The following is a 17,338-nucleotide window of genomic DNA, read 5'->3' as shown; positions in this document are numbered from 1 at the left end:
ATAACCACCACCCGGCTCGAGTGGGATGTGGTCTCAGGCATGATCTGCTCGGACCAGAGGGTTGCCAAGCCGCGTTTCGGTGCTCAGCGGGTCTGGGGCCGGCGCCGAGGAGACGGGTATCACATGGAGTTCGCGACGCTGCGGGACAAGGCGATGAACTACCGGGAGTGGCTACTCGGGCGCAAGTCCGAGATCGATCCGGAGTTCCCCTGGTACCCCTTCGACACCATCGCCAACATGCTTCATCTGGACGGGTTGTTGTCCGGGGGCAACCGGGCCGTGTTCGACCGGTTGGCGGGGCAGCGGATCGCCGATATCGGCGCCGCCGACGGTGATCTGGGCTTCTTCCTGGAATCCCAGCTGGGATGCCGACTGGACGTGGTCGATACCTCGGCTCCCAACTACAACGGACTGCGTGGCGCACGGCTGCTCGCCGAGCGGCTGGGCTCCGAGGCGGGCATCCACGACGTGGATCTGGACAGCCAGTTCCGGCTACCGGCCGAGCACTACCGCGCCGTGTTGTTCCTCGGTCTGCTGTACCACCTGAAGAACCCGTTCTACGTGTTGGAGACGTTGGCCCGGCACAGCGAACTCTGCTTCGTCTCCACCCGGATCGCGCAACTGAGCCCGGACCACGGCACCCGGTTCGCCGAGCAGCCGGTGGCCTATCTGCTCCACCCGACCGAGGCGAACAACGACGCCACGAATTTCTGGATCTTCTCGGAGGCCGGGCTGCGCAGGTTGTTCGACCGCACGGGGTGGGAAGTGCTCGACTTCACCACCGTCGGCAACACCACGGACTCCGATCCGGCGGCACAGGACCGCGATGAGCGGGCGTTCGCCCTGCTGCGTTCCCGCGACGTCGGGGAGTGAGACCGAGCTCGGGGGTGGTGTCGGCGCGCGGAGCGCCGACACCGACCTCCGGCGTCACGCCACGGCGATCTCCACCTCGTGCAGCCCCGGCCCGTTCGCGGCCACCTCGGATTCGCCGCTGCCGTCGCGGTGCAGCGCACGGACGGTCCAGGTTCCCTCTGCCGCGTAGAACCGGAAGTCACCGCTCTCGGCGGAGACGACCTCGGCGGTGAACTCGCCCGCCGGGTTCAACAGTCGGACGAAGGCACCGCCCACCGGCTGACCACCGGAACGCACCTTGCCCGCCACGACGGTCTGGTCACCGGTGTCCGCGCCCGCGGTCGACTGATCCGGTGCTCCGCATCCACTGCTCACGATCATGCCTCCTGCTCACTCGGGTTCTCGATCGGCACGCCGACCAGCGAGCCGTACTCGGTCCAGGAACCGTCGTAGTTCTTCACGTTCTGGTGCCCCAGCAGTTCGTGCAGCACGAACCAGGTGTGCGAGGAACGCTCGCCGATCCTGCAGTAGGCGATCGTGTTCCTGGACTCGTCGAGCCCGGCCTCGTTGTAGACCTTGCGCAGCTCGTCGTCCGACTTGAAGGTGCCGTCCTCGTTGGCCGCGCGGCTCCAGGGAACGTTGATCGCCGAGGGGATGTGACCGCCGCGCTGCGCGGACTCCTGCGGCAGGTGCGCGGGGGCGAGCAGCTTCCCGGAGAACTCGTCGGGCGAGCGTACGTCGACCAGGTTGCGCTCACCGATCGAATCCACGACCTCGTCGCGGAACGCGCGGATCGAGCTGTCCGGCTCACCCGCGACGTAGTTGGTGGCGGGGCGCTCCGGGACCTCCTTGGTCAGTTCCCGGCCGTCCAGCTCCCACTTCTTGCGGCCGCCGTCGAGCAGCCGCACGTCGCGGTGCCCGTAGAGCTTGAAGTACCAGTAGGCGTAGGCGGCGAACCAGTTGTTGTTGCCGCCGTAGAGGATCACCGTGTCGTCGTTCGAGATCCCCTTGGCGGAGAGAAGCTTGCCGAAGTCCTCCCGGCCCACGAAGTCACGCCGCACGTGATCCTGCAGTTCGTTGCGCCAGTCGAGCTTGACCGCGCCGCGGATGTGTCCACCGTCGTAGGCTGTGGTGTCCTCGTCCACCTCGGCGAACACGACCCCGTCGGTATCCAGGTTCTGTTCGGCCCAGTCGGTGGTTACCAGGACCTGTTCACGACTCATCGAGCGACTCCTTTGCTCGTATCGGCGAAGTGAATTCTCAGCGGATTTGGGAGGTCGAGCCCGCGGGAACCAACCTCCGGATCAACGGATACAACCGGCAACCGAGGCAGTAGCCGAAGGCGGCGTTGAGCAGCGCGGCGACCAGTGCCAGCGCGTTCGCCGTCACCCCCAAGAGGAGCCACTCTCCGGCGTATCCGACGGTTGCCACCAGGGTGCAGGCGAATCCGATTCCCTGGGCGAAACGAACCGGTTCGGGGTCCTCGTACGACTGCTCGCCACCCTCGGGCAACCGAGGGCGCACCGTTTGCCGGTAGAGGTGTCCCCACGGATTGAGGCGTAGCCCCACGAACGCGCACAGCGCGAACAGCGCGGTCTGTGCGGCCAGGATCCGCCAGCTACCGGTCAGCAGCCCCAGGACGAGGATGCCGCTGGTGATCCATGCCGTGAAACGGACACCGCGTGGATCGAGGCGGTCATCACTGGGCATGGTGTCTCCTGGCTGGTGGAACAGGGTGCCGAATCCGCCGGGACGGGGAAGGCCGCCACGTCGGTGTGAGAACCGATCGCATTCGGTGCCGCCGCCCGGGTCGTCACCCGCGACACAGGCTGCTTCCGACGCGGCACAGATCCACAGCGCGCCTGGAGGTCAGCAGTACATGCACACTTCGGAGATTACCCGTCACGAGCGGCGAGCGGAAAGATTGTTCACCTGTTGGGATGGATGTATCCGAACCGGCGCTTCTTGTGCCGGTCTGGCTACCCGATGTCGGGGGACCCACAGCGAGAGCCGTGCGAGAGGTTCCGCCGAGCGAGCGACCCGACAACCCGATCGGAAAACTTCGATCAGGGAAGGTACGGGCGCAGTGCCTCGGTGAGCCCTTCGCGGCGCGGCACCCCCGAGAGCCGGAACAGTTCCCGCCCGTCGGTGTCCAGCGCGAGCGTGGTGGGTGTGGTGTGCACGCCCAACGGTGCCGACCACTCCGGACGGTTGGTCAGGTCGATCTCCACGTGGCGCAGTCCCGTGGTCCGTTCGGCCATCGTCGACAGCAGGATGCGGGCGTGTCTGCACGGGGCGCAGAACGTGGTGGACAGTTGCAACAGAGTGATCTCGGGCGTGGCGTCTCGTGCGGCGGAGCCGGCCACCGAACCGGTTGTGCGCCCGGTTCCGGTCACCCCGTCGCCGGTCACCTCGCCGCCGGTTCCGGTCACCTCGCGGCGCAGTACCTCGGCGATCTCCGCGGGAAGCTGATCGAACACTTCCCGGGAAACTCCGCTGCCGCGGTGGTTATTCCGCGTGGTGATCCGCCCCTCCCGCGCGCGAAGCGCCGAGCCGAGCACCAGCGTCGCGATCAGCGAGAGCAGCAGCGCCCACCACTCCGGCGGCATCAGCCACCACTCCCGTTCCCGTTGATGATCACGTTGTCGGCGCTGCCCGCGACCACCAGGGTGCCGCGTTCCACCTCGACGGCCGTGGGGCGTACGTCGAACGGAAGTCCTCCCGGGTCGAGCGTGGTGTCGAACTGCCGCAGGATCATCTTCTCGAAGGTGCCCGCAATGTCCACCCTGCCGACGGCGCTGTTCTCCAGATCCAGTTCGTTCGGCACGATCCGCAGCTTGCCGTTCTCCAGCCGCAGCGTGCCGGTGACGGTGACCCGGTTGGTCGTCCCCGCGATGTCGACCTTTCCGCGCAGCCGTACACCCGTCGAGGAGTCGCTGCCCGCGCCGCCGGACGCGGCCGCCGAGGCCGCGGGGGTATCGACCGGGGTTATGCGCAGGTCCTCGACCGGCACCGCCTTGTCCAGATCGGATTCGCCGATTCGGAGCTCGCCGGTCACCTCGTCGACCGCTATCCGGTTGTTCTCACCGGTCAACATGCCGAGGGTGGAGATCCGCGCGTGATGCAGCTCCGCCCGGACGTCGACGTCGCGCAGCGGACCGACGTCCACACCCGGTACGCGTAACCGCACGTCGCGGAAGTCACCCCGCACCGCCTGGGTCAGGAACGGAAAGCCGGTTATCCGGACTCCCGGGTCGCGCCCGAGTTCGAGTTTCCTCCCCAGTTTCTTGGACACCTGGTACTCGGCGAGGGCCGCGCCGCCGAAGTCGGCCGCCAGGAACAGGCCGAGCAGCACGACCAGCGTGATCGTGAGCTTCTTGAACGGGAAGGCACGTCGCACCGGGAGGTTTCCGTTTCTGTCTGGTGTATCCGCCGCGGGGGACACGGTGTTTTCACTCTAGTAGGAGTTCGTCGCTTACCTCTCGTGGCGGAATCCCTCGGGCCGCGCCGCGTCGGGTGCGCGGCCGTTCCGTGCTCGCCGCGCGAATTCCCGCCACCGGACGGTTCGAGACCGATCGCTCTTCGGACTGGCCGCTCTTCGCGCTGGCAGCGCTGCCGCGCTCGTGTGACCTGTGTTGCGTTACCCGTGCTTGTCCGGCGTGTTATGGGTATTCTCACCGTCATCGGAGGCAACGGAGCCTCACAGCCCGGTTACGGCGCATTTTCCGTATCGCCCACTTCCGGCGTTCGCGCCGGTTCACGGAGGCATTGTATGAGCTCCGATCTGCTGCTGTTGAGTAACGAGTCCGACTGCGAGTCCGTGCTGCCCGCGTTGTCCCTGCTGCCGCACCGGGTGCGGGTGATCGCTCCGGACAGCTCCGCGATGGTCACTGCCAGCGGACACGAACTCGTCGTCGTCGACGCCCGCGACAACCTCGCCAACGCCAGGAACCTGTGCCGGATGCTGTCCTCGGGAGGCGCCGGGGTGCCGGTGTTCGCCGTGGTCAACGAGGGCGGCCTCGTGGTGGTCAACGCCGAGTGGGGCGTGGACGACGTGCTGCTGCCCACCGCGGGTCCGGCCGAGGTCGACGCGCGGATCAGGCTGCGCACCGCGCAGCGTGGGGCCGAATCCGTCGCCGGTGGACCGGTGACCGTGGGCGACCTGGTCATCGAGGACGAGACCTACACGGCCAGGCTCAAGGGCAAGGCACTCGAACTGACCTACAAGGAGTTCGAGCTGCTCAAGCACCTCGCCACCCACGCGGGCAGGGTCTTCACGAGGGTGCAGCTGCTGCAGGAGGTCTGGGGCTACGACTTCTTCGGCGGTACCCGGACGGTGGACGTGCACATCAGGCGGCTGCGCGCGAAGCTGGGCCCCGAGCACGAGGCCATGATCGGAACGGTCCGCAGCGTGGGCTACAAGTTCGTGCGGCCCTCGCGGACGAACCGGGACGCGACCGGTTCACGACGTGCCGACTCGGCCGCGCAGGAGAGAGCGGATCTTCCGCCGCTCGCGGAACAGGATCCCGACGCCGAAGCAGCCGATCCCGGCCACGACGGCCTGCCACGGCAGGCTGAACGCGAGTACAGCGCACCCCAGTAGGCCCACGACGGGTAGCGCCCTGGGGAACCACCGTTGTTCCCCGGGCAGGGTCCACGCCGCCGCGTTGGCGATCGCGTAGTAGATCAGCACACCGAACGAGGAGAAGCCGATCACCGCGCGCAGGTCACCCGCCGCGATCAGCAGCACCACTACGGCGGCTACTCCGAGCTCGGCGTGGTGCGGGGTGCCGAACCGGGGGTGAACGCGCTCCAGCGTGCCCGGCAGGTCTCGCTCGCGGGCCATCGCCATCGCGGTTCTTCCCACCCCCGCGAGCAGGGCGAGCAGCGCTCCCAGCGCGGCCGTACCCGCGGCCAGTCGTGCGGCCGGTGCCAGCCACGGAAGGGGGCCCTCCCTTACCGCCTCGGCGAGCGGTGCGGTGGATTCGGCCAACCCGGACGGCCCCAGCGAACCGAGCAGCGTCACTCCGACCACCAGGTACAGCAGCACCACGATGCCCAGGGCGATCGGAATGGCCTGCGGGATGGTCCGTTCCGGATCGCGGACCTCCTCACCGAGGGTGGCTATCCGCGCGTACCCGGCGAAGGCGAAGAACAGCAACCCCGCTGCGCCGGTCGTCCCCCACAGGCCGCCCCAGCGCGACCCGGTATCCGACGAGACGGCCCCGGTGCCGGGCAGCAGCGGTGGATCCGAGTCCGGGAGCCATGTCGCGACGAGCGCCACCGCCAACCCGGCCAGCGTGATCACCAGCAGCACTCGGGCCAGCCGCGCCGTGCGGGTGATCCCGATGTAGTTGGTCCCGGCGAGCAGCAGCACGAACACCACCGCCACGGCCTCGCGGTGCGACGGCGAGAGGTAGTTCGCCGCAGTCAGCGCCATCGCGGCGCACGAAGCCGTCTTGCCGGTGACGAATCCCCAACCGGCCAGGTAGCCCCAGAGCGGACCGAGCCGTTCGCGGCCGTAGACGTAGGTACCTCCCGCGGTGGGGTAGCGGGCCGCCAGCGCCGCCGAGCTCGACGCGTTGCAGAACGCCACGAACGCCGCCAGCAACAGTGCCGGGACGAGGTTCCAGCCCGCCAGCGAGGCCGCGGGGGCGAACGCCGCGAAGAGCCCGGCGCCGATCATCGAACCGAGTCCGATCGTCACCGCGTCGGCGGTACCGAGGCGGGCTTTCAAACGCATGACCACTTTCCTTTGGGTGATGGGCTTGTGTTGCCTGGTTGGTCGCTTGGCGGAACCTCTCGTGCGGCTCTCGCTGCGGATGCCCCGACATCGGGTAGCGACCTACACAACGTCGGGGCCGTCCTCGCGAGAGCCGCACGAGAGAACCCGCGGCGGTGCGGGCTGCGAGGATGGTCGGAGTTCAGCCTGCGGGAGTGGTTGGGGCTCGGCTTTGGGAGCTTCGCGGACGCGGCGATTTCGCGAGAAATCGACGCTGCTCCGCAGCCGTCGACTCACTCCCCTCCGGGATCGTGTCGCGGTTGTGACGGTTGTTCGGTTGGTTTTCTAGCCGGAGGTGGGTCACGCGGGCAACCAACGCTGGTTGAACATCGGTAATCTCGGTCGTGTGGTGCATCTGACGTGGCGAAACGGACTTGACGAGACCGAGACCGCCGAGGTCTTCGACCTGCTGACCGCTGCCGAGCGAGCCGACGGGGTGGCGCCCGTAGGTGAGCACGTGATCCTGCGGTTGCGCTCCCACCGGGGGGTCAGTGAACAGATCGAGCCGGTGCAGGCCGATGTCGCGGGTTCGGAACACTTCGTGATCCGTGCCGACGGCGGCGAACTGGCGGGTTACGCCCACATGGACACCGAGGGCGAATCCCGGGGGGAACCCCTGGTCGCCGAACTCGCGGTACATCCCCGCTTCCGCGAGAACGGGATCGGTACCCAGCTGGTGGCGGCGTTGTTGGAACGTGCCGAGATACCCGTCGAACCCGACGACGAAGGGGATTCGTACCGGCTGCGCATCTGGTCGCACGGCCTGCTCGCGGCCGCGGTCCGGCTGGCTGACCGGTTCGGTTTCACCCGGGTTCGCGAACTGTGGCGGATGGGGCGTGAGTTGAGCGGTGCCGAACTCGACGAGCCGGTCCTGCCGGAGGGAGTGACGGTACGTGGTTTCCGGGTCGGCGAGGACGAACCGGAACTGGTCCGAGTCAATCACCTCGCGTTCTCCTGGCACCCCGAGCAGGGCGGGATGACCGAGGCGGAGCTGCGGGAGAAGGAAGGACTGGACTGGTTCGATCCGGCGGGGTTCCTGCTGGCCGTGGACGATGCCGACCGGTTGCTCGGATTCCACTGGACCAAGATTCACCCGGACGGGAGCGGCGAGGTCTACGTGGTCGGAGTCGATCCGAACACGCAGGGTAGTGGACTCGGGAGAGCTCTGACGTTGGCCGGGTTGCGCTACCTGCGCGACGTCGGATGTCCGAGGGTGCTGCTCTACGTGGAGGCGGACAACGGTCCCGCCGTCAGTGTTTACCGTCGTCTCGGCTTCGAGCGCTGGGATGTCGACGCACAGCTCGGCCGATGAGCAACGCTGAACACTGAGGGTGTTCAATATTGTGGTGCGGGTGAGCAGTTTTCGGGTGTGCTCACCCGCTTAGCTGTGTGCTTGCTTACTTAGCGTGCCGTGTTCATTTTCTGTTCACCTGGATGGCGGTCGATGGCTACCGAGTCGGCTTAGGGTCGCTCTCGGAACGGCACACGCCGTCAACTCCGTTGTCTTGGAGGAGCGACGTGCACTTCGGGCGGCACAGGTTCGCGCTCGGGTTTCTCGCGGTCGGTGTTCTCGCGCTGACCTCCTGCGGAACCGATCGCAACGTCACCACGGCCGATCTGAACACCGAGTTGCGGCAACTCGAGGTCGACTGCGGAGACGCCTCCGTGGTCGCCGAGGGCTCTTCCGCGCAGAAGAACGCGATGGATGTCTTCGCCAGGGACTTCGGCGTCAAGTGCGAGGGCAGGCAGCTCAACTACACGGCCTCCGGCTCGGGCAAGGGCATATCCGCCTTCACCGCCGGGCAGGTCGACTTCGCCGGGTCGGACGAGGCGCTCAACAGTGCCGAGGCCGCGAAGGCCAGGAAACGCTGCGGGGGCAACCCCGCCTGGAACATCCCCATGGTGTTCGGGCCGCTCGCGATCACCTACAACCTTCCGGGGGTCGACGACCTCAACCTCAGCCCGGAGACGATCGCCAAGATCTACCAGGGCGAGATCACCACGTGGAACGACCCGGCCATCCAGCGGCTCAACCAGGGGGCCGACCTGCCGGGAACCGAGATCGTGCCGTTCTACCGCTCCGACGAGTCCGGCACCTCGGCCAACTTCCAGGAATACCTCTCCATCGCCACCCACGGGATGTGGAACGGCTCGGGCAAGACGTTCCGCCCCGGATCCGGTGTCGGCCAGGGCAGGGCAGGTACCGACGGAGTCACCTCCTCGGTCGAGCAGACCGAGGGTGGGATCACCTACGCGGCCTGGGCCTTCCCGAAGAACGCAGGACTCGGCATCGCCGCCATCGACAGCGGTAACGGTCCGGTCGAACTCACCAGCCGATCCGCGGGCAAGGCCATCGACGGTGCCGAGATAGCCGGTACCGGGCACGACCTCCGGCTGAACCTGGAGTCGATCTACGGCAACGACTCGCCGGGGGTCTACCCGCTGGTGCTGGCCACCTACGAGGTCGTGTGCTCGGCGGGCTACGACAAGCAGACCGCGAAGTCCGTGACCGCCGCGCTGCGGATCGCGGCACACGCGGGCCAGGAGAACCTGGAGCAGGCGGGTTACGTGCCGCTGCCTCCGAAGTTCCGCGAGAAGGTCCTCGACGCGGTCGAGGCGATCCGGACCTGAGCCCGGCAGTGCCGAGCCAGGTCGCCACCAACCCGACGTCCTCCCGGGCTAGTGCGTGCTCGCGCCGTGCGGCAGCCACGGCACACGAGTACGACCGGGAAATCCGGAAACTGAGAGGTCGCGAACAACGGTGACCGAGTCGACGAATTCCGAGTGGCGGTCCGCACCGCCGGGCGAAGCAGTCACACCGCCGGGCGAGGCCGGCAGCACCCTCGTGGGAAGCCCCGAAGAGCCGGTGTCGCCGGAACCACCCACACCGCCGGAGCAACCGGGCGGGAAGAAGAAGGTGGTACGCCTCGGGGACCGGCTGTTCCAGGGCGTGGCGACCGGATCAGGGATCTTCGTCGTCACCATCATCGCGGCCATCGGGCTGTTCCTGCTCGTCAGGGCCATCCCCGCGTTGCACGCCAACGAGGCCAACTTCCTGTTCTCGGGGCAGTGGCGGACCGGCGATCCGGAGAACATGGCCTTCGGCATCGTCGATCTCGCCTGGATCACCGTCGCGAGCTCGCTGGTGGCGCTCATCATCGCGATGCCCGTGGCGGGCGGAATCGCGCTGTTCCTCACCCAGTACGCCCCGAAGGTGCTGGCCCGCCCGTTCGCCTACGTGGTGGACCTGCTCGCCGCCGTCCCCTCCGTGATCTACGGCCTCTGGGGAGCACTGGTGCTGGCGCCGGTGCTCAAACCCGTCGCGCTCTGGATCAACGGGACGCTGGGTTGGATACCGATCTTCGCCGACGGCAACGTGCCCGCCAACAGCGGTTCGAACGTCTTCACGGCGGGCATCGTGCTGGCGGTGATGATCCTTCCGATCATCACCGGAGTCGCGCGCGAGGTGTTCGAGCGAACCCCCTCGGCGCAGATCGAGGGAGCCCTGGCGCTGGGGGCGACCAAGTGGGAAGTGGTGCGCACCACCGTCTGGCCGTTCGGCCGCAGCGGGTTCGTCGGCGGAGCCATGCTCGGCCTCGGCAGGGCGCTCGGTGAGACCGTCGCGCTGACGGTCATCCTCAGCTACACCTTCGAGGGGCCGCACTACAGCATCTTCGACGCGGGGGCCACTTTCGCTTCGCGGATCGCGCTCGGCTCGGCCGAGTTCAACAACCACCTCACCGTCGGTGCCTACATCGCGGCCGGGCTGGTGCTGTTCATCAGCACCTTCGCCGTCAACGCGCTCGCCCGCTGGATCGAGAGCGGCAGCGGTAAGGGGAAGAAATGAGAACGGACACCGCTGACCTCGAGCGGCCCGCCAGCGCCCCCGCCTTCCAGCAGCTCGGGCTGGGGCGCAAGATCAAGAATCACACCGCCACAGTGCTGTTCGGCCTGGCGTTTTTGGTCGCGGTGATTCCGCTGCTGTGGGTGCTGTTCACCCTGGTGCAGCGCGGCCTGGCCCCGATGCTCAACGCGGATTGGTGGAACCACTCGTTCTACGGGTTGCTGCCGAACGATTCCGGTGGCGGTATCTACCACGCGTTGGTGGGGACCCTGGAGCAGACACTCGTCTGCGCCCTGATCGCGGTTCCGCTCGGCGTGACGGTCGGAATCTTCCTCATCGAGTACGGCAGGAACTCCAAACTGGCCCGGACCACCACCTTCATGGTGGACATCCTCAGCGGCCTTCCCTCGATCGTGGCAGGGCTGTTCATCTACGCGCTGTGGATCACCACGTTCGGTTTCGACCGCAGCGGATTCGCGGTCTCGCTCTCGCTGGTGCTGCTGATGCTGCCGGTGGTGGTGCGGGTGACCGAGACGATGCTGACGATCGTTCCCGACGAGCTGCGGGAGGCTTCCTACGCCCTGGGCGTCCCCAAGTGGAAGACGATCGTGAAGGTGGTGCTGCCGACCTCGTTCTCCGGCATCATCACCGGCATCATCCTCGGGCTCGCCAGGGTGATGGGCGAGACCGCGCCCCTGCTCATCCTGGTCGGTTATTCCAGGGCGATCAATTACAACCTGTTCGACGGTCCGATGGCCTCGCTGCCCCTGACGGTCTACACGGCGCGCAAGACGTCCACGGAGGCGGGCGAGTACCGGATGTGGGGAGCGGCGCTCACCCTCGTGCTGCTGATCATGCTGATCAATCTGCTGGCAACACTGTTGTCCAAACTGTTCGCGGTAAAGACCAGGTAGGGCGGTAGCCGAATCATGGCCAAACGTCTCGACATCAACGATCTCAACCTCTACTACAACAAGTTCCACGCGGTGCAGGACGTCACGCTGCAGGTGCACGCCCGCAGCGTCACCGCCTTCATCGGCCCCTCCGGTTGCGGCAAGTCCACCGTGCTGCGAGCGCTGAACCGCATGCACGAGGTGATTCCCGGTTCCAGGGTCGAGGGCAGTGTGCTGCTCGACGGTGAGAACGTCTACGCACCAGGGGTCGACCCCGTCCAGGTTCGCCGCACCATCGGGATGGTGTTCCAGCGGGCCAACCCGTTCCCCACGATGTCGATCAGGGACAACGTGGTGGCAGGCCTGAAGCTGGCCGGTGTCAAGGACAAGAAGCGCCTCGAGGAGATCACCGAACGTTCGCTGCGTGGGGCCAATCTCTGGGAAGAGGTCAAGGACCGGCTCAACAAGCCCGGCGGTGGGCTCTCCGGTGGCCAGCAGCAGCGGCTGTGCATCGCCCGCGCCATCGCGGTGCAGCCCGACGTGCTGTTGATGGACGAGCCCTGCTCGGCACTCGATCCCATCTCGACGCTGGCGATCGAGGATCTCATCGCCGAGCTGAAGAAGGACTACACGATCGTCATCGTCACGCACAACATGCAGCAGGCCGCGCGGGTGAGTGACCAGACGGCGTTCTTCAACCTGCCCGAGGTGGGGCAGCCCGGCCAGTTGGTCGAGATCGGCGAGACCGGGAAGATCTTCTCGAATCCGAGTCAGAAGGCCACCGAAGGATACATCTCCGGCCGCTTCGGTTGAGGGGGACTCTGTCGGGTCGGTCTGTCTGGCGGTGCTGGTGGCGGAACCTCCGGCACGGCTCTCGCTGCGGGTGCCCCGACATCGGGTAGCGATCTACACAACGTCGGGGCCGTCCTCGCGAGAGCCGCACCGGAGAACCCGCGGCGGTGCCCACTGCGAGGGTGCTCGGGGCGCGGCCCGCGGCGAAGGGGCGCGGCGATTTCGCGAGAAATTGAGGCCGCCGGAAGCGGGGGCAGCCCGGGCTTCCCGGAGTTCCCCCGGGTTCCCGGCCGGAGAGTCGGGTTCCGGTTCACTCGCGGTGCTCGTCCGCGATGCTCGATATCAGCATCGTCGAATCCTTGGGCGACAGCGCCAGCGCGCACACCCGCTCCAACGCTGCCAGGTACGGAGCGGTTTCGGCCGGTTTCTCCCAGAAGCGCGAGTTCGTGGAGTCACCCACGTGCACCACCTGCGGGTCACCCGTCTCCCGGAACGAGAAGGCGGTGACGCGGTCACCGAGCAGCGGATGCGCTCCGCTGCCGAACGGCAGCACCCGCAGCGTCACGTTGCGTCGGTAGCTCATCAGCACCAGGTGCTCCAGCTGGGCGCGCATCACCCGAGGGCCTCCCACACCGCGCCGCAGCGCGGACTCGTCCAGCACCGAGTACAGCTCCAGCGAATGCTCACCCAGCAGACGCTGTTGGCGGGTCGCCGTGATGGTCAGCCGTTCGGAGACCTCGTCTTCGGTTATCGCCTCGCGCTCCGTCGCCAGCAGTGCCGAGCAGTACTCCTCGGTCTGCAGTAATTCGGGGATGGGATCCGCTCCGAACGTGCTCACCGCTCCGGCGGCGGTCTCCAGCCCGAGGTAGGTGTCGAAACCGTTGCGACGCGCGGTGCTGGCGTACGCCTGCCACCAACCGCGTTTCTTGGAGCCCTCGGCGAGTTCGAGCAGTGTGGTGACCTGCTCACTGCTCGATCCGTAGAGCTCGGCCATGAGCCGGACATCCGCGGTGCGGACCGGGACACGGCCGAGCTCGATCTGGCTTATCTTCCCCTGTGAGCAATCCAGATGAGCCGCGACTTCGCGGTGTGTGCGTTGCGCTGCCTCACGCAGCTTGCGTAGTTCGCTGCCCAGACGTCGGCGGTGCACGGTAGGACTCTTACTCACGTCGGCAGGCTCGCACACCGCGGCGGCGAACAGCCGTCGTCAACGCCGACTAATAATAGCGTTCATTCGATCGAATGAGTGCCGTGCGGAATCGACGACGCTGAGACGTCAACAGCGTTCCGTTTGCCCGCCCGTTCCGGTGAGGGAAAGACGCCTACCCGGAAATTCGGTCACGAATTGTCGCTGCTCGGCATGGTTCCCGTCACCACGTAGATGATCCGACGTGCCACCGAGACCGCGTGGTCCGCGAAACGCTCGTAGAACCTGCCCAGCAGGGTGATGTCCACCGCCGCCGACACGCCGTGCGACCACTCGGAGCCCATGACCACGCTGAACAGGTGGCGGTGCAGGTCGTCCATCTCGTCGTCGTCGCCTTCGAGATCCCGCGCCTGCTGCACGTCCTGGGTGCGCAGGATCTGGTTCAGCCGGTTCGCGAGCTTGACCGCGACCTGACCCATCTGTGAGAAGTAAGTCTTCACGTCCTCCGGGAGCACGGGCTGCGGGTGCCTGCGCCGTGCCGCCTTGGCCACGTGCAGCGCGAGATCTCCCATCCGCTCCAGGCTCTCGGCGGCGTGGATCGTCGAGATCACGGTACGCAGATCCCCCGCGACCGGTGCCTGCAGCGCGAGCAGGCCGAAGGCGTGCTCCTCGCAGCGTGCCCGCGCCTCGTCGACCTTCAAGTCGTCGTCGATGACCTGCTCGGCCAGCGACAGGTCAGCTCCGAGCAGCGCGGTGGTTGCCTGCTCCATCGCGTTGCCGACCATGGTCGACATCGCGGCGAGCTCGTCGGCGAGCTTGTCGAGCTGTTCCTGGTAGACCTCACGCATGGTCCCTACCCTACTTCGTGGGGGTATTGCGCAGGGTTCCCGCCGGTTAACCTGCGGTGAACACGATTTGAGCTCTCACTCGAAAAGACCAGTGCGGGTGTGCTCGGGCATTACAGCGGGTGAGAACCTCGAATCCCGAGCAGCCACCCACGGGGACGGCGACCGCTCCGGTCAGCCGCTGACACCGCCGCACTTGTCCTCACCCGCGTTGACGGTCGAGAGGTTCTCCGGAACATCCACATCACCGCTGTCCGGCTTGCGAACCCGGTTGTCGTAGTCGGTCCCCAGCTCCAGCCGCAGCGTTTCACCGACCGAGGAATCGGCCACGATCTCGGCCGAGGGCACGGCGGAGGCAAGCAGCTGCGCCCGCTGTTTGTTGCCCTCCGAGTACCGGATGACCGTCTGATCGAGCGGGGACTCCAGGTTGCCGACGTTGCCGACCGCGAAGTCGAACTCACGCAGACCACTGGCGGTGTTGCCCGCCAGGCCGCTGCGTTCGGTGCTGTTGAACACCGAAACATTCACCTCGGAGGGCTCGGGCTTCGCCGAACTGTTCCCCTGCTCCTGCTGGGTGAAGGCCATGGGCGAGGTGTCCGACGTGGCGCCCTCCGAAGCCTGCCCGTTCTGCTGTCCGGACGAGGAGTCGAGCGGCACGTCCTCGATGATGGCGCGGAACAACGAGTGGGCCTCGGACTCCACCAGCACCTCGTTGCCCCGTGAGTTCTGGATTCCGGTGGTGGGGATGGTCACGAAGGTGACCTTCTCCGGATCGAGCCCGTCCAGCGATTTGCCGAGCGAGATCAGCTTGTCGCTGTTGACGTTGTCGCCGAAGGTGTTGGCGATGACGGCGTTGGCCAGATTCCCGAGTTTGCTGGGGTTGAGCAGCACGTTCGCCGAGGTCATCTTGCGCAGCAACGCGCCGAGGAACAGCTGCTGCCGTTCCATCCGCCCGTAGTCCGAGGTGGGGTCGTTGGTGAGCTTGCGCGCCCTGACGTAGCGCAGCGCCTGCTGCGGGCCGAGCTTGTGCGTGCCCGCCGTTTCGAGGATGGTGCCCAGCTCCTGGTCGATCATCGGCTTGTTGGTGCAGACCTGCACACCACCCACCGCGTCGACCATGGATTTGAACCCCTGGAAGTTGACCCCGAGGAAACTGTTGATCTCGAGTCCGGAGAGCTGCTGCACCTGTTTGGTGACGCAGGCGGGCCCGCCTGTCCCGAAGGCGGTGTTGAACTTGACGTTCTGCTGGGCCGCTACCGTCTCTTCGCTGTACTTCCCGGTGGCGGAGTCCCACTTCCTGCAGGTGTCGGCCTGAATGTCGATCTCCAGGTCACGTGGGATCGACACGATCACCACCCGGCTCCGGTCCGCTGGAATGTGCGCGATCATCGTCGTATCCGAACGGGCACCCGGCACCCCTTTGACCGTACCGATGTTGTCCGACGCCTCGGCGCCCTTGCGGGTGTCCGAACCGATCAGCAGGAAGTTCTGGTCCCCCTCCTGCAGGTGCGCGTCCTGGATGGCATCGGAGTTCTCGTTGAGCGCGTTGATGTGGTTGAAGCTCGCGTCCAACCAGGTCTTGCTGCCCCAGCCGATCCCCGTGGTGACGAACACCAGAGCCGCGACGGCGACGGCCGCGCCGCGTCCCAGCATCCGCAGCCGCCTACGCTGCTTTCCCTTGCGCCATTCCACACGCGAGGAGTTCGCGTCGCGGTCCTCGGCGAAGTCGAACGGCATGTCCTGACCGGGTTCGGGCTCCTTGCGGCTTCCCCACAGCCAGGCGTACTTCTTGCGCCGCTTCTCCTCCTCGGCCGCGAGCTCGTCGTGTACCGCCGAGAACCTCGCCAGCGTCGCGTCGATGGCGGCACTGGCCTCGTTGTCGTCGTCCTGCTCGTCCGCTGGCCCGTCGTCGTCCGGGGCGGCCTCGTGGGACGTGGTGGAGTCGGCAGTGCCGGACGAGTCGTTCTTGGGGGCGATGGCTGTGGTGTCGGGGTCGTGCTCCGCACCGGAGGTTCTGCCGCCGACCGCGGTGTCGGGCTTCCGCTCCGGCTGCGCGCCCTCGTGGTGTGTCGTGGTTTCCGGTGCGGGACTCCCGGCCCGGGGCGAGCCGTTCAACATCTCTTCCGCGGCCGACGGAGCGCTCGATTCCGGGGCGGCGGTTCCCTCCCGACGCGCGGGCTGCGGCGATGGCTCCTCGGGTGGGAAACCTCCTGCTCGCGGCGGCATCTCGCCGCGTACCGCGGGCTGTTGCGCGGTGGGTTCCTCGGAGGGAACCTGCTGGTGCCCGCTTTCTCGGGAACCGGTTTCCAGGGGCGGAGGCGGTGGAGCCGGAGTACGGCGGTGCTGGTTCAGCGCCGCGCTGATCGGTTGGTTCGGGCGGGTGCGGTCGCTCGTGTCGGTTCCGGCGTCGCCCTCGGGCCGTTGTGGTGTTCCCGACTCCGGGTTTCCCGTGCCTCGGTCCGCCGAGGGGGGAGCCAAGGGTGAGGTGTGTGGGGAACTCTGCTCCGCGGGCTGCTGCGTGTTGCCACCGCTCCTGGCGGCGTTCGGCCTGCGCGACGCACCGAGGAACGGCGTCATCCGCGCCGTGTCGTCACTCTCGGCGGGCGGAGTGTTGGTGGCTCCGATCCCACCGCCGGGTTGTGGTGGGGAACCCGCCCCATTGGGGATCTGCCACTGTGTCTGTTCGGACTGGCCCCGCTCGGTTGCCCCGGGCTGTTCCTGTTCCGGTTCCTGCCGCCTGCGGCGAGCGCGGCGGCCACGAGACCGTCGTCCTTCAGCCTGGGGCGGGTTGTCGTGTTGCGGCGGGGTTTCCGGTACGGCCTCGGTGGTGTGCGTGGGCTGCTCGGGCGATTCCTCCCGCGGCTCGCTCCGGGGGGGTTGAGATCCGGATTGTTCCTCGGGCGGGACGAATTCCGATTCGTCCGCTTCGATCTTTCGGTGCGAACCGGTGTTCTGGGTCTGCCCCTTGCCGTGCCTGGACAGCAAATCTCCGACACGCGTACCGCCCGTACCGTCGTCCCCGAGAGCCCTTCTGCGCCTGCGCGAAGTGGCCCGGCTGTCCGTTTCGGAGTCGTTTCCGGTTTCGTCTTCGGGATACGCCCACTCCGAGTGGGAACTCTGGTGCCCCGAACTGCCTCGACGGGGATTATCCGGCACCTGCGTTCCCTCCCACCTTGCTGCCAT

Annotated in this window: 16 protein-coding genes and 1 pseudogene; 7 read left to right on the top strand and 10 right to left on the bottom strand. The window is 67.1% G+C overall.

Going from position 1 to position 17,338, the window contains the following annotated elements; genetic code table 11:
• Positions 1-123 precede the first annotated feature (123 nt).
• Complete coding sequence (locus tag BM394_RS10050) at positions 124-873, top strand: methyltransferase domain-containing protein (RefSeq protein ID WP_092977060.1); 750 nt, start codon at positions 124-126, stop codon at positions 871-873.
• 54 nt (positions 874-927) lie between these two features.
• Here the strand turns inward: BM394_RS10050 and BM394_RS10045 are convergent, their stop codons facing one another.
• The 6 genes from BM394_RS10045 to BM394_RS10025 all read right to left on the bottom strand — a co-directional run bounded on the left by BM394_RS10045 (position 928) and on the right by BM394_RS10025 (position 4,252).
• Positions 928-1,233 (bottom strand): DUF1416 domain-containing protein, encoded by a 306-nt coding sequence (locus BM394_RS10045; RefSeq protein ID WP_092928713.1) that lies wholly within the window; start codon positions 1,231-1,233, stop codon positions 928-930.
• The gene (locus BM394_RS10040; protein WP_092928712.1) at positions 1,230-2,075 is read right to left on the bottom strand and encodes a sulfurtransferase; all 846 of its coding nucleotides are present in this window, start codon (positions 2,073-2,075) and stop codon (positions 1,230-1,232) included. Before BM394_RS10040 ends, BM394_RS10045 begins: the two co-directional genes overlap by 4 nt.
• 37 nt (positions 2,076-2,112) lie before the next feature.
• Positions 2,113-2,562, bottom strand: a complete 450-nt coding sequence (locus tag BM394_RS10035) for a DUF4395 domain-containing protein (RefSeq protein WP_092977057.1) — start codon at positions 2,560-2,562, stop codon at positions 2,113-2,115.
• Between the two features lie 103 nt (positions 2,563-2,665).
• Positions 2,666-2,737, bottom strand: coding sequence for a putative leader peptide (locus BM394_RS23920; RefSeq protein WP_408626654.1), 72 nt, complete (start codon positions 2,735-2,737; stop codon positions 2,666-2,668).
• Between the two features lie 181 nt (positions 2,738-2,918).
• Positions 2,919-3,461, bottom strand: a complete 543-nt coding sequence (locus BM394_RS10030) for a TlpA family protein disulfide reductase (protein WP_092977054.1) — start codon at positions 3,459-3,461, stop codon at positions 2,919-2,921.
• Complete coding sequence (locus BM394_RS10025; protein WP_092977051.1) at positions 3,461-4,252, bottom strand: LmeA family phospholipid-binding protein; 792 nt, start codon at positions 4,250-4,252, stop codon at positions 3,461-3,463. The genes BM394_RS10030 and BM394_RS10025 overlap by 1 nt, the downstream gene beginning before the upstream one ends.
• Positions 4,253-4,624: 372 nt before the next feature.
• Here BM394_RS10025 and BM394_RS10020 point away from each other — a divergent pair, with 372 nt between their 5' ends.
• Complete coding sequence (locus tag BM394_RS10020) at positions 4,625-5,455, top strand: winged helix-turn-helix transcriptional regulator (protein ID WP_245780085.1); 831 nt, start codon at positions 4,625-4,627, stop codon at positions 5,453-5,455.
• Here the strand turns inward: BM394_RS10020 and BM394_RS10015 are convergent.
• Positions 5,354-6,595 (bottom strand): annotated as a pseudogene (locus BM394_RS10015) (APC family permease); the annotation flags it as partial. The gene BM394_RS10020 and the pseudogene BM394_RS10015 sit on opposite strands and share 102 nt — an antisense overlap.
• 385 nt (positions 6,596-6,980) lie before the next feature.
• Here BM394_RS10015 and mshD point away from each other — a divergent pair.
• The 5 genes from mshD to pstB all read left to right on the top strand — a co-directional run bounded on the left by mshD (position 6,981) and on the right by pstB (position 12,184).
• Entirely contained in the window at positions 6,981-7,946 is a 966-nt protein-coding gene (gene mshD / locus BM394_RS10010) for a mycothiol synthase (RefSeq protein ID WP_092977238.1), read from the top strand.
• 206 nt (positions 7,947-8,152) lie between these two features.
• On the top strand, positions 8,153-9,265 hold the full coding sequence (pstS, locus tag BM394_RS10005) for a phosphate ABC transporter substrate-binding protein PstS (protein WP_092977045.1): 1,113 nt from the start codon (positions 8,153-8,155) through the stop codon (positions 9,263-9,265).
• A 130-nt stretch (positions 9,266-9,395) separates the two neighbouring features.
• Complete coding sequence (gene pstC / locus BM394_RS10000) at positions 9,396-10,481, top strand: phosphate ABC transporter permease subunit PstC (protein ID WP_092977042.1); 1,086 nt, start codon at positions 9,396-9,398, stop codon at positions 10,479-10,481.
• A complete protein-coding gene (gene pstA, locus BM394_RS09995; RefSeq protein WP_092977038.1) occupies positions 10,478-11,392 on the top strand; it encodes a phosphate ABC transporter permease PstA in 915 nt (304 codons plus the stop codon). The genes pstC and pstA overlap by 4 nt, the downstream gene beginning before the upstream one ends.
• A gap of 15 nt (positions 11,393-11,407) precedes the next feature.
• Positions 11,408-12,184 (top strand): phosphate ABC transporter ATP-binding protein PstB, encoded by a 777-nt coding sequence (gene pstB / locus BM394_RS09990; RefSeq protein ID WP_092977035.1) that lies wholly within the window; start codon positions 11,408-11,410, stop codon positions 12,182-12,184.
• Positions 12,185-12,473: 289 nt separating this feature from the next.
• On the opposite strand, the gene BM394_RS09985 is transcribed toward pstB, so the two are convergent.
• From BM394_RS09985 to BM394_RS09975, 3 genes are all read right to left on the bottom strand, one after another.
• A complete protein-coding gene (locus tag BM394_RS09985; protein WP_175530041.1) occupies positions 12,474-13,331 on the bottom strand; it encodes a helix-turn-helix domain-containing protein in 858 nt (285 codons plus the stop codon).
• Between the two features lie 170 nt (positions 13,332-13,501).
• Complete coding sequence (gene phoU, locus BM394_RS09980) at positions 13,502-14,158, bottom strand: phosphate signaling complex protein PhoU (RefSeq protein WP_092928835.1); 657 nt, start codon at positions 14,156-14,158, stop codon at positions 13,502-13,504.
• Positions 14,159-14,329: 171 nt separating this feature from the next.
• Positions 14,330-17,140 carry an LCP family glycopolymer transferase gene (locus BM394_RS09975; RefSeq protein ID WP_245780084.1) on the bottom strand — a complete coding sequence of 937 codons (2,811 nt, stop codon included), beginning with the start codon at positions 17,138-17,140 and terminating at the stop codon, positions 14,330-14,332.
• Positions 17,141-17,338: the final 198 nt, after the last annotated feature.

It is taken from the genome of Actinopolyspora lacussalsi subsp. righensis, from assembly GCF_900116555.1.
Classification (GTDB): domain Bacteria; phylum Actinomycetota; class Actinomycetes; order Mycobacteriales; family Pseudonocardiaceae; genus Actinopolyspora; species Actinopolyspora lacussalsi.
This window is presented reverse-complemented; position numbering and strand designations above follow the sequence as displayed.